Source organism: Pseudomonas uvaldensis (assembly GCF_021271205.1).
GTDB lineage: Bacteria > Pseudomonadota > Gammaproteobacteria > Pseudomonadales > Pseudomonadaceae > Aquipseudomonas > Aquipseudomonas uvaldensis.
Map to the genome: position 1 here is coordinate 598,634 of NZ_JAIWKS010000003.1, position 12,680 is coordinate 611,313.

General features: G+C 62.3%; 11 protein-coding genes. 2 read left to right on the top strand and 9 right to left on the bottom strand.

Going from position 1 to position 12,680, the window contains the following annotated elements; genetic code table 11:
* Window positions 1-284 precede the first annotated feature (284 nt).
* Window positions 285-1,634 carry a spinster family MFS transporter gene (locus LCU97_RS09295; protein ID WP_053153087.1) on the top strand — a complete coding sequence of 450 codons (1,350 nt, stop codon included), beginning with the start codon at window positions 285-287 and terminating at the stop codon, window positions 1,632-1,634.
* Between the two features lie 62 nt (window positions 1,635-1,696).
* Here LCU97_RS09295 and LCU97_RS09300 read toward each other — a convergent pair whose 3' ends face one another.
* Together LCU97_RS09300 and pobA are read right to left on the bottom strand one after the other, a co-directional pair.
* Complete coding sequence (locus tag LCU97_RS09300; RefSeq protein WP_408636367.1) at window positions 1,697-3,151, bottom strand: MDR family MFS transporter; 1,455 nt, start codon at window positions 3,149-3,151, stop codon at window positions 1,697-1,699.
* Between the two features lie 120 nt (window positions 3,152-3,271).
* Window positions 3,272-4,462, bottom strand: a complete 1,191-nt coding sequence (gene pobA / locus LCU97_RS09305; protein ID WP_232776179.1) for a 4-hydroxybenzoate 3-monooxygenase — start codon at window positions 4,460-4,462, stop codon at window positions 3,272-3,274.
* A 162-nt stretch (window positions 4,463-4,624) separates the two neighbouring features.
* On the opposite strand from pobA, the gene LCU97_RS09310 reads away from it, so the two are divergent.
* Window positions 4,625-5,518, top strand: coding sequence for a helix-turn-helix domain-containing protein (locus LCU97_RS09310; protein WP_053153095.1), 894 nt, complete (start codon window positions 4,625-4,627; stop codon window positions 5,516-5,518).
* A 7-nt stretch (window positions 5,519-5,525) separates the two neighbouring features.
* Here LCU97_RS09310 and LCU97_RS09315 read toward each other — a convergent pair whose 3' ends face one another.
* The 7 genes from LCU97_RS09315 to LCU97_RS09345 form a co-directional block, all read right to left on the bottom strand.
* The gene (locus LCU97_RS09315) at window positions 5,526-5,702 is read right to left on the bottom strand and encodes a hypothetical protein (protein ID WP_232776180.1); all 177 of its coding nucleotides are present in this window, start codon (window positions 5,700-5,702) and stop codon (window positions 5,526-5,528) included.
* A gap of 171 nt (window positions 5,703-5,873) precedes the next feature.
* A complete protein-coding gene (locus LCU97_RS09320) occupies window positions 5,874-6,233 on the bottom strand; it encodes a DUF5064 family protein (RefSeq protein ID WP_053153101.1) in 360 nt (119 codons plus the stop codon).
* A gap of 63 nt (window positions 6,234-6,296) precedes the next feature.
* Window positions 6,297-7,226 carry a carbamate kinase gene (arcC, locus tag LCU97_RS09325; protein WP_053153104.1) on the bottom strand — a complete coding sequence of 310 codons (930 nt, stop codon included), beginning with the start codon at window positions 7,224-7,226 and terminating at the stop codon, window positions 6,297-6,299.
* Between the two features lie 151 nt (window positions 7,227-7,377).
* Entirely contained in the window at window positions 7,378-8,388 is a 1,011-nt protein-coding gene (locus tag LCU97_RS09330) for an ornithine carbamoyltransferase (RefSeq protein WP_053153107.1), read from the bottom strand.
* Window positions 8,389-8,456: 68 nt separating this feature from the next.
* Window positions 8,457-9,713 (bottom strand): arginine deiminase, encoded by a 1,257-nt coding sequence (arcA, locus tag LCU97_RS09335; RefSeq protein ID WP_232776181.1) that lies wholly within the window; start codon window positions 9,711-9,713, stop codon window positions 8,457-8,459.
* A 31-nt stretch (window positions 9,714-9,744) separates the two neighbouring features.
* Complete coding sequence (gene arcD / locus LCU97_RS09340; RefSeq protein ID WP_053153113.1) at window positions 9,745-11,172, bottom strand: arginine-ornithine antiporter; 1,428 nt, start codon at window positions 11,170-11,172, stop codon at window positions 9,745-9,747.
* Between the two features lie 85 nt (window positions 11,173-11,257).
* Window positions 11,258-12,604, bottom strand: coding sequence for a CoA transferase (locus tag LCU97_RS09345; RefSeq protein WP_232776182.1), 1,347 nt, complete (start codon window positions 12,602-12,604; stop codon window positions 11,258-11,260).
* Window positions 12,605-12,680: the final 76 nt, after the last annotated feature.

A 12,680-nucleotide genomic window follows, 5' to 3' on the forward strand; every position in this document is an offset into this window, starting at 1 on the left:
TGGTTGGCGCGAAGGTCGGCCCAAGCGTTCAGGACAGCAGCCTGACAGCGCTCGGGTAAATCTATTCATGTTGGATCGGCCAGCGAGGGATGATCTTTAATCAGGATTGGGCAAAATGATGGCAATTGTCACAGTCACTTGATTGCCGTCAATAAACCCGCCGCACCCATGGCCCGGTATCAGCGGGGCGAATGATTGGAGACAGCCCGCGCTGCGCTATCTAGATTGCAGATTCAGGGCCCGGATGCCTCGCCGTTGCCCCATAACAATAAAGAGACGGACCCATGCAGAACTCGACCCAAGCGGCGAATGCCTGGCGCATTCTGTTCCTGTTGTTCCTGGCCAACCTGTTCAACTTTTTCGACCGCACCATCCCGGCCATCATCATCGAGCCGATTCGCATGGAGTGGAGCCTCAGCGACTTCCAGATTGGCATCATCGGTACGGCCTTCACCATCGTCTACGCCATCGCTGGCCTGCCGTTGGGGCGCATGGCCGATACCGGTTCGCGCAGCCGGTTGATGGGCTGGGGGCTGGCGGCCTGGAGCGGGCTGACGGCGGTCAATGGCCTGGTGGGCAGCTTCTGGGCATTCCTGGTGGTGCGCATGGGGGTGGGGATTGGTGAGGCCAGTTATGCGCCAGCGGCCAACTCGTTAATCGGCGACTTGTTTCCGGCCCACCGCCGGGCGCGGGCCATGGGTATCTTCATGCTGGGGTTGCCGATCGGGCTGCTGTTGGCCTTCTTCACCATCGGGGCGATGGTCAAGGCCTTCGACAGTTGGCGGGCCCCGTTCTTTATCGCCGCGGTGCCGGGGTTGGTGCTGGCGGTGTTCATGTTTTTCATCAAGGAGCCCAAGCGCGGCGCGGCGGAAACCGTGCAGGTATCCCAGGAAAAAATCGACCGGCCGATTCGTCGGGTGCTGGCGATTCCCACGTTCCTGTGGCTGGTGCTGGCGGGGTTGTGCTTCAACTTTGCTACCTATGCCTGCAACTCCTTCCTGGTGCCGATGCTGCAACGCTATTTCCTGATGCCATTGCATGAGGCCGCCGTTGCCACGGGGATCATGGTCGGTGTGACCGGGCTGTTCGGGTTAACCCTGGGGGGCTGGATCGCCGACAAGATTCATCAAAGGGTGCCCAACGGTCGCCTGCTGTTCGCGGCGTTCAGCCTGGTGATCTCTACGCTCACCACGGCGTGGGCGCTGCACGCCGGACGCATTGAAATCGGCGTGTTCGTCGCGGTGTTCAGCGTCGGTTGGCTGTTTGCCTACACCTTCTATACCTGTGTCTACACAGCGATCCAGGACGTGGTGGAACCGCGCTTGCGGGCGACAGCGATGGCGTTGTTCTTCGCCGGCCTGTACCTGCTCGGCGGTGGCCTGGGGCCGGTGGTGGTCGGTGGCTTGTCGGATTATTTCGCCCGCACCGCCATGGCCGCGGCCGGCGTTGACCAGATGACCGAGGCCTTCAAGGCCATTGGCTTGCATGACGCGATGTACCTGATCCCGGTGGCGTTGTTCATGACCATGCTGTTCCTGTTCCTGGCGTCGCGTTGTTTCACCCGCGATGCGAAGAGGATGAAGCAGGGGATGAGTGGGGTGGTCGACCCGGTGGGCACAGCGGCGACAGCATAATGCCGCACACAAGAAGCAAGCCCTGCACAACCCCTCGCCACGGGTTTCTGCGCTAAGCCTGGTTACCGCTCTTTCTCATCCCGCCCACGTAGCAGTTGATTGGGCATCGCCACCGCGGCCGCCAGCCCCAGCAGCGATACCGCCGCGCTGATCAACAGCAGGTGTTGGAAGGTGCTCTGCAACTCCTGGCGCAAGGCGTTCTGCGCCTCGCCCGGAGCGGCGTTCAGGCCGTCCAGCAGGACGTTGCCCGAATGTCCTTCGCCCAGCAGCGCCGAACCGCTGAGCTGGGCAAAGCTGGAGTCCTGTAGCAACGCCAGCAGTAACGCCGACATCAGCGCCACGCCCACCGCGCCGCCCAGGGAACGGAACAGGTTGGTGGTGCTGGTGGCGACGCCGATGTCCTGCTGTTGCACTGAATTCTGCGAGCCCACCAGCGAGGTGGGGAACTGCATGCCGGACGCGATGCCACCGAGCAGCATGAACAGGCTGCTGAGCCAGAACGCGCCGGGTGGTGTGAAGGCCATACCGAGAATGGCGAAAGGAAAGAGCAGGGCGCCGCTGAGGATCATCGGTTTGTAACGGCCCGTGACCGATGTGCGCCGCCCCGCGAAATACGCGCCCATGGGCAATCCCATCGCCAGCGGCAACAGGTGCAACGCTGCGCTGTCGGCGCCTGCACCGGTCACGCTCTGAAAGCGCAACGGCACCAGCACGGTCAGGGAAATCGCCTGGAAACTGGTGAAGAAAACGGTGCACCAGCACAGCACCGCGCTGCGGTTGACGAACAAGTGCATTGGCAACAGGGGCTCCTTTGCCCGGCGCTCATGCCAGACGAAGACTGCCAGTGCCACCACCGCACCACCCAGCAACGCCAGCACGTCCTGGCTGTGCCAGGCGTATCCCTGGCCGATTTGGGTTATGCCCAGCAGCAACGCGGTCAGGCCGATGATCAGGAGCACGGTGCCCAGGTAGTCGATGATCGGCGTACGTTGCGGCACCGCCAGCCCGACCAGGGTGCGCCGGGCCACCAGCCAGGCGCCCAGGCCCAGCGGCAGGTTGATCCAGAACACCCAGCGCCACGACAGGTACTCGGTCATGTAGCCACCCAGCACCGGCCCGGCGACGCTGGCTACCGCGTACATGCTGCTGAAATAGCCCTGGTAGCGACCCCGCTCGCGGGGTGGCACGATGTCGCCGATGATTGCCTGGCTGACGGAAATCATGCCGCCGGCGCCGATGCCTTGGACGATCCGCGCCAGTACCAACTGCTCCATGCTTTGCGCCAGTCCGCAGAAGAGCGAGGCCAGGGTAAACAGGCCCATGCCGAACAGCATCAGCGGGCGCCGTCCATAGAGGTCACCGAGCTTGCCGTAGATCGGCACCGCCACGGTCATGGACACCATGTAGCCGGAGATCACCCAGGCGAGCAGGCTGAGGTCTTTGAACTGGGCGGAAATGGCAGGCATCGAGACGGCGACGATGGTCTGGTCCAGGGCACCCAGGAAAATCGCCAGCATCAGTGCGATCAGGATGCTGTGAATGGCGGGTTGTTGGGCTTGGGCAGTGTTGAGGTGATTCAAGGTAAACCTGCGGGCGTCACGCCGGGGCCGGAACCCGCAGTGTAAATCGGTAGGCGGCTATTCGATAGGCTCGTAAGGAAGCCCGACGTAGTTTTCTGCGATGGTTTTTCTCCCGGCCTCGGAGTCGACGAAGTATTCCAGCTCCGCTTCGCTGATACGCTGGCCGAAGGCATCGTCGTCGAAACGATGCAGCATCGAGGTCATCCACCAGGAGAAGCGCTCGGCTTTCCAGACCCGGCGCAGGCAGATGGGCGAATACTGCCGCAGCAGGTCCACGCGCCCCTCGCGATAGACCTTGAGCAAGATGTCGAACAGCGTGCTGACATCGCTGGCCGCCAGGTTCAGCCCCTTGGCGCCGGTGGGCGGGACGATGTGAGCAGCGTCGCCCACCAGGAACAGGCGCCCGTGCTGCATGGGTTCGACCACGAAGCTGCGCAGTGGCGCGATGCTTTTTTCGATGGAAGGACCGGTCACCAGCGCTTCGGCCAGGTCGCTGGGCAGGCGGCGCTTGAGTTCGGCCCAGAAACGGTCGTCCGGCCAGTCCGCTATCTGTTCCTCGGCGGGCACTTGCAAGTAGTAGCGGGTGCGGGTCCTGGAGCGCATGCTGCACAGGGCGAAACCGCGTTCGTGGCGGGCGTAGACCAGCTCCTCATGGACCGGTGGCGTGTCGGCCAGGATGCCGAGCCAGCCGAACGGGTAGACCCGCTCGAAGACCTTGAGGTTTTCCGCCGGAATCGACTGCCGGGTGACGCCGTGAAAACCGTCACAACCGGCGATGTAGTCGCACTCCAGGCGCCAGGTTTGCCCTTGATGCTCGAAGGTAACGAAGGGGTGGTCGGTCTGGATGTCGTGGGGCTGGACCTTGTCGACCTGATACAGCGTGCGGCCGCCAGCCGCTTCGCGCGCGGCCATCAGGTCGCGGGTCACCTCGGTCTGGCCGTAGACCATCACATGTTTGCCGCCGGTCAGGCCCTTGAGGTCGATGTGTACCCGACGACCGTTGAGCGCCAGTTCAAAACCGTCATGGGGCAGGCCCTCGGCGTCCATGCGGTGGCCGACGCCGGCCTTGCGCAGGAGTTCGGCCATGCCTTGCTCCAGCACCCCGGCCCGGATGCGGCTCAGGACGTAATCCGGGGCCTGGCGTTCGAGGATCAACGTGTCGATTCCGGCATTGTGCAATAGCTGGCCAAGCAGCAGTCCAGAGGGGCCGGCGCCGATAATGGCGACTTGGGTCTTGAGGGTTCTCATTGTTGTTATGACTCTCACGAAGCACGCGACCAGGGTCGGTGATGATTGGTACGTGCATTTTTTGCTTGCAGACCTGTCGATTGAAGGGGAAAACTGAGCCGATTCCTGTACTTTCTGCCAATCGGTGCGATTATCGCCCGCAACCCAAGGCCGATCCTCGTTATGAAGAAAACCGACCTGCCTTCGATCCCGGTGTTCAAACTCTACGGTGAAAGCCAGGATTGGCCGACGCCGGATCTTCTGCATTGCGAAACGATTTCCAAGCGCAGCCGCGAGCATCAATGGGAAATCAAACCGCACAGGCATGCCGATCTCTGCCAGTTGCTGTTTGTGTACCAGGGACAAGCGGAGCTGGAAATCGAGGGGCAGCGCGCGCTGCTCAGCCCGCCCACGGTGCAGATCCTGCCGCCACTGTCGGTCCACGGCTTTCGTTTTTCCGAGGATGTGGAGGGTTACGTGGTGACCCTGGCGGCGCCGCTGGTGACGCATTTGCAGGCGCAACTTGGCCATTCGGTCAATATCCTGGCCCAGGCCGACAGCTATCCGGCCGGGGACAACGCCGAATACCTCAACAGCCTGTTCAGTGCCTTGCAGGACGAATATTTGGGGCATCAACCGGCCCGGGAAATGCTCATGCACGCCTTGGTCAGCGTGATCATGGTCTGGGTCAGTCGCCAGGTGATGCAGCGGCGCACCAAGGCCCAGCGTCCACAGCGGGCCCGGGAATACCTCAACGGGTTTATCCAGTTGGTGGAAGAAACTTATCGCCAGCACGTGAAGGTCGAGGACCTGGCTCATCGCCTGGGCATTTCGGTGTCGCACCTCAACGGCACCTGCCGCGAGCTGGCAGGGCAACCGGCGTTGCAGATCATGCATGAGCGTCAATTGCTGGAAGCCAAGCGACTGTTGACCTATACCGGCCTGACTATCTACGAGATTTCAGAGATGCTCGGGTTTTCCGACCCGACCAATTTCACCCGGCTGTTTCGCCGGCGGGTCGGTATTTCACCCAAGGCCTTCCGCGACCGGCTCAAGACCGATCAGCCGGACGACTGAGCCCGCTTCAGCGCAGGGCGTTCAGGGTCGCGTTGTGGGGAATACAGCGTTCCAGGTTGCAGCTGGCGTATTCGCGGGGTTGTTGCCTGGCCTGTTCGACCCGGTAGGCCGCGGTGCCATAGAGCGCAAGCGTGGCAGCGCAGGTGATGAAAACGGCGAAGCGCCTTTTTGTTCTGATGTTCATGGCGGTGACCTCTGAACGAATACCCGGGGGTACTACGTTGAGCATAGGTCAGCGTGGGGGAGTTGCCACTCGAACAGCACGGGATGTAATCCGATATTCAGAACATCGATATCCCCCTTGTGGGAGCGAGCAGGCTCGCTCCCACAGGGCTCGGCGTGACCTTCAAGTGGGTTACGCCAAGTGCTCAGGGCGCACCGGATCCCCCGGTTTCACATCCAGTTGTTTGCGCACGTCTTCGAACATTTCATCGTAATACTTGTGCATCGAGCCGATGCTGGCGTGCTTGGGCAGGCCATATGTCTGGGCGATGCGCGTGGCGTGGCGGGCGAAGTCGAAGGCCAGGTCCTTGGCGAGGAAGAACGTCTCGTCCACGGTCTTGTCCTCGACCGTGCCGTGCAAGCGGAACGACATGCCTTCGCCCTCCTTGGGATCCTGCGCCGTTTCATAATCGATGCACAGGTTGTAGCTGAAATCGTCCTTGTTCAGCGCATGGCGTTCCATGTGCAGGTGACCGGGTTGGAACATGGCCATAAACATCTCTCCTTTGAAAGCCTGGAGAAGGGCAGACCCTGGATCTGCCCCGCAAGTTTCCTGTTATCGATAAGCGATGCCGGGTGTCGCCGTGCCGATACGGGTGCCGGCGGTACCCTGGACGATGGCGTCGATGTCCGAGAGTGAACCGATTACCGCCACCTTGCCAGTGTTGCGTGCAAACTCGCAGGCAGCCTGCACCTTCGGTCCCATGGAGCCGGCGGCGAAACCGAGCTTGTCCATTTCGTCGGGATGGGCTTGGGCGATGGCTTTCTGGGTTGGCTTACCGAAGTCGACGAACGCGGCGTTGACGTCCGTGGCGATCACCAGCAGATCGCTTTCCAGCTGTTCGGCCAGCAGCGCCGAGCAGAGGTCTTTGTCGATCACCGCTTCGACCCCTTGCAGCTTGCCGTCGGCGTCGTACATCGTCGGGATGCCTCCGCCGCCGGCACAGATCACGATGCTGCCTTTTTCCAGCAGCCATTTGATCGGACGGATTTCAAAGATGCGCTTGGGGCGCGGGCTGGCGACCACCCGCCGGAACTTGTCACCGTCCGGGGCGATGGCCCAGCCTTTTTCGGCGGCCAGTTTCTGTGCCTGTTCCTGGCTGTAGACCGGCCCGATGGGTTTGGTCGGGTTCTGGAAGGCCGGGTCATTGGCGTCCACTTCCACCTGGGTCAGCAGGGTCGCGAACGGTACTTCGAAGTCCAGCAGGTTGCCCAGTTCCTGCTCGATGATGTAACCGATCATGCCTTCGGTTTCGGCCCCCAGCACGTCCAGCGGATAAGGCGTCACCGAGGTGTAGGCCGCGGCTTGCAACGACAACAGGCCGACTTGCGGGCCGTTGCCGTGGGCGATGACCAGCTGGTTGCCGGGGTGGATCTTGGCGATCTGTTCGGTGGCGATGCGGATATTGGTGCGTTGATTGTCTGCGGTCATGGGCTCACCCCGACGCAGGAGGGCGTTTCCGCCCAGGGCAACGACGATGCGCATGGTGTTGTCCTTCTACAAAAAATGGAACTGACAACGCATGCCCTTGTGGGAGCGGGCTTGCTCGCGAAAGCGGTGTGTCAGTTATCGATGTGTTGGCTGATACTGCGCTTTCGCGAGCAAGCCCGCTCCCACAGAGGGGGCGGCGCGTGGTTCAGAGATCCGCCAACGTCGACACCAGGATCGCCTTGATGGTGTGCATGCGGTTTTCCGCTTGCTCGAAGGCGATGCAGGCCGGTGATTCGAACACGTCGTCGGTGACCTCTATGCCGTTGGCCAGGTGTGGATACTGCTCGGCGATCTGTTTGCCGACTTTGGTGTCACTGTTATGGAACGCCGGCAGACAATGCATGAACTTCGTGCGTGGGTTGCCGGTGGCTTTCATCAGTTGGGCGTTGACCTGGTAGGGCAGCAATTGCTCGATCCGTTCGGCCCAGGCTTCGACCGGCTCACCCATGGACACCCAGACGTCGGTGTGGATGAAGTCCACGCCTTTGACCGCCGCTTTCGGGTCTTCGGTCAGGGTGATGCGTGCGCCGCTTTCCTCGGCGTACTGATGGCAGCGTTGCACCAGGTCGTCATGGGGCCACAACGCTTTCGGCGCGCAGATGCGCACGTCCATGCCCAGTTTGGCGCCGATCAGCAGCAGTGAGTTGCCCATGTTGTTCCGTGCATCGCCCAGGTACGCGTAGCTGATTTCATGGATTGGCTTGTCGGCATGCTCGCGCATGGTCAGCACGTCGGCGATCATTTGCGTCGGGTGATATTCATCGGTCAGGCCGTTAAACACCGGCACGCCGGCGAACTTCGCCAGTTCTTCGACGATTTCCTGTTTGAAGCCCCGGTATTCGATGGCGTCGTACATGCGCCCCAGCACGCGGGCGGTGTCCTTCATGCTCTCCTTGTGGCCGATCTGCGAAGAGTTGGGGTCGATGTAAGTGACGTTCGCGCCCTGGTCATAGGCGGCCACTTCGAAAGCGCAGCGGGTACGGGTCGAGGTTTTTTCGAAGATCAGCGCAATGTTGTTGCCCTTGAGGTGTTGCTGTTCGGTGCCGGTGTACTTGGCCCGTTTGAGGTCGCGGGACAGGTCCAGCAAGTAGCGCAATTCGCGGGGGGTGTGGTGTTCGAGGCTGAGCAGGTTACGGTTGTGGATGTTGAACGCCATGATGGATCTCCTTGGGTTTCGGTAATCCCCTGGGCGGTGTTCGGTCAACACCGGCCCAGGCGCAAAAGTCAGTAGTCGATCGGGTCGCGGAGGATCGGGCAGGTCATGCAATGGCCGCCGCCGCGACCCCGTCCCAGCTCGCTGGCGCTGATGGTGATGACTTCCACCCCGGCCTTGCGCAGCAGCGTGTTGGTGTAGGTGTTGCGGTCGTAGCCGATCACCACTCCAGGTTCCAGTGCCACCACGTTGTTGCCGTCGTCCCATTGCTCGCGTTCGGCGGCGAAGCTGTTGCCGCCGGTTTCCACCACGCGCAATGCGGGCAACTTGAGGGCTGCCGCCACGGTGTCGAGGAAGCTGCCTTCCTCCCGACGCACATCGATGCCGCCGGGCTTGCTCTCATCGGGGCGCAGGGAGAAGGCGACGATCTGGCTGACCACTTCCGGGAAAATCGTCACCAGGTCGCGGTCGCAGAAGCTGAACACGGTGTCCAGATGCATGGCCGCGCGAGACTTCGGCAAACCGGCGACAATCACCCGCTCCACGGCCTTGTGCTGGAACAGGTTCAGCGCCAGTTGGCCGATGGCCTGGCGGGATGAGCGCTCGCCCATGCCTATCAGCACCACGCCGTTGCCGATAGGCATCACGTCGCCGCCTTCCAGGGTGGCGCTGCCGTGGTCCAGGTCCGGGTTGCCGTACCAGATCTGGAAGTCGGCGTCGGTGAACTCGGGATGGAACTTGTAGATGGCCGTTGCCAGCAGGGTTTCCTGGCGCCGCGCCGGCCAGTACATCGGGTTCAGGGTCACGCCGCCGTAGATCCAGCAGGTGGTGTCGCGGGTGAACTGGGTATTGGGCAACGGTGGCAGGATGAAGCTGGAGTGCCCGAGGAAGTCGCGGAACATCTGGATGGTCTTGCCACCGAAGCTGTCTGGCAGGTCGTCGGCCGAGACGCCGCCAATCAGGAACTCGGCGATATGGCGTGGCTCCAGGCTGCGCAGCCACGAACCGACTTCATTCACCAGGCCCAGGCCCACCGAGTTGGCGGTGATCTTGCGCTGCAGGATCCAGTCCAGGGCTTCGGGGATGGCGACGATGTCGGTCAGCAGGTTGTGCATTTCCAGCACATCGATGTCACGCTCGCGCATCTTGGTGACGAAATCGAAATGGTCGCGCTTGGCCTGGTTGACCCAGATCACGTCGTCGAACAGCAGCTCGTCGCAGTTGTTCGGGGTCAAGCGTTGATGGGCCAGGCCTGGGGAACACACCATGACTTTACGTAATTTACCGGCTTCGGAATGAACGCCGTACTTCACTTTTTCCGTGGTCATTACAAATCCTCCCGTTAAAACAGTCAGCCAGCTACAAGGTCAGGAAGCCGTCGTAGAGCCCATAGGCGGCCACGAGGGCGCCTGCGATCACTGCGGCGAAAATCAGCTTCTCGACAGAGGTGAAAACCGGTTTGCCCAATTCGCGCTTGGCCTTGGCGAACAGAATCGCGCCGGGGGCATAGAGCAGGGCGGAGAGCAGCAGGTACTTGATTCCACCGGCATACAGCAGCCACACCGCGTAGATCAGGGCGATGGCGCCGATGATCAGATCCTTGCGCCGCTCGGCCGCGAAGCCTTCGTAGGTCTCGCCGCGCATCGCCAGCAGCACGGCGTAGGCCGCCGACCACAGGTACGGCACCAGGATCATCGAGGTGGCGAGGTAGATCAGTGACAGGTAAGTGCTGGCCGAGAACAGGGTGATGACCAAGAACAGCTGGACCATCGCGTTGGTCAGCCACAGGGCATTGGCCGGTACGTGGTTGGCGTTCTCCCGGCGCAGGAACTCGGGCATGGTGTGGTCCTTGGCGGCGGCGAACATGATCTCGGCGCACAGCAGCACCCAGGACAGCAGCGCGCCGAGCAGCGAGATGATCAGACCCACGCTGATCAGCACCGCGCCCCAGTGACCCACTACGTGCTCCAGCACGGCCGCCATGGAGGGGTTCTGCAGTTTTGCCAGTTCCGGCTGGGTCATGATCCCCAGCGACAAGACGTTCACCAGTACCAGGAACAACAACACGGTAATGAACCCGATCACCGTGGCCTTGCCCACGTCCGTGCGTTTCTCGGCGCGGGCGGAAAAAATGCTCGCGCCTTCAATGCCGATGAACACCCAGACGGTGACCAGCATCATCTTGCGCACCTGGTTCATCACGCTGCCCAGGTCCGGGTTGTTCACGCCCCAGATGTCGGCGGTGAAAATATCGAGACGGAACGCGAACAGCGCGATCAGCACGAACAACAGCAGCGGCACGACTTTGGCGACGGTGGTCACCAGGTTGATGAACGCCGCTTCCTTGATCCCTCGCAAGACCAGCCAATGCACGGCCCACAGCAGCACCGACGCACCGATCACCGCTGCGACGGTATTGCCCTCGCCAAAGATCGGGAAGAAGTAGCCCAGGGTGCTGAACAGCAACACGAAGTAGCCGACGTTACCCAACCAGGCACTGATCCAGTAGCCCCACGCCGATGAGAAACCCATGTAGTCGCCGAATCCGGCCTTGGCGTAGGCGTAGACACCGCCGTCCAGATCGGGTTTGCGATTGGCCAGGGTCTGGAACACGAACGCGAGGGTCAGCATGCCCACTGCGGTGATTGCCCAGCCAATGAGAATGGCGCCGACATCGGCGCTGGCGGCCATGTTTTGCGGCAGGGAGAAGATTCCGCCGCCGATCATGGAGCCGACGACCAGTGCGACCAGGGCGCCGAGTCGGAGTTTTCCGGGGGTGTCAGACATGGCGAGACTCCAATGCTGCAGAAGAGAGTCACAGCCTAGGTCGATTCGCCGTCGGGTTAGCTGATCCAGATCAGGAGGGGGCGGATTACCAATGGGCTCTATGGGCGCCGAGCTCGCTCGCCCCATAGGCCCACTGCAATGGCGAACCGGTTATCTTCAGGGGCACCTGCAACCGATGGGCCGGGCCCCAGGGCGTCTGTTCCACCAGCAGGCCCTGATCGTCGGGTGTCTCGGCAGGCAGCGCCGTGCTGGTGCCTGGGCCGTGCTCGATCAACAGCTTCGCCGTACGTGCCAGCGACAGGCGTGCCGATCCACCCTGGCCCTTCTCCAGGCGCCGGGACAACAGCACAATGGCGCTGGCCGCCATGAGGTAGCCGGTGCCATGGTCCAGGGCCTGTACTGGCAGCGGTGTCGGTTTGTCCGACGGTTTCCAGCCCATGCCGGCTTCGGCAATGCCGCTGCTCATCTGTACCAGGCTGTCGAAGCCACGACGATGCTGCCACGGGCCACTCCAGCCGTAGGCATTGAGGCTGACATCGATCAGGCCCGGCGCCATCTGCCGGCGGGCTTCGGCGCCGTAGCCCAGCCGTTCCAGGGCATCGGCGCGGTAGCCGTGGAGGAGGATGTCGGCATCGCTCAGCAGCGCCTCGAACGTGGTTCGGTCGTCAGGTCGATGCAAGTCGAGGCGAGCACAGCGTTTGCCGAGGGTGACTTCCGGCACCACGCCGGGTTCGTTCCAGGTGGGCGGATCGATGCGCAGCACATCGGCCCCCAGGCCTGCGAGAAAACGACTGGCAATGGGACCGGCCAATACGCGGGTCAGGTCCAGCACCTTGAGGCCCGCCAGTGGTCGCGCCACGGAACCGAGCCAGAGTCCAGGTCGTGCCTCGACGGATTCAGCCAAATGCACCAGCGGCTCGGCGTTCACCGCCATGCCCTGGGGATGCGTCTGCCAGACCGGCCACGAGCGCATTTCGGCGGCGCAGCCACCGGCGTCCACCACGGCCTGTTCCAGTTCGACCTTGTTCCAGCCGGCCACTTTACTCGCCATGTCGTCGCGATCACGGCACGTGCCGAGGACTTTTTCCGCGGCAAGACGATGATGCGGTGCATTGGTGTGCAGGCGAATCCAGCCATCGGCGGTGGCGTAGTCGCCGGCCACCGGGTCCCACATCGGTGGCACGCTCCAGCCAATGGGGCGCAGGGAGGTGGAGAACCAGAACGAGGCCAGGCGCCGGTCGACTTCGACCGGCGGCAGCCGGCCGGTTTGCTGACGGATGAGTTCGGCGGTGGCCTGGCCGGCAACGGCGATGCTGGCGCAGGCCAGTCCGGTGACGTCGAACGCGGAGGGCAGGGCGCCTTCAGCGATGAAAGGAACCGGCGTTGTCGGCAACCCGAGTGTGGCTTGCATGGATGTGAGCAGGTCTGTCATCGAAGGCCCTCCGGAACGTGGGTTCGAGCATAGATCAAAATGCTTTGCGAGGGCGGGCGCGGTGTTTCAGGTACAA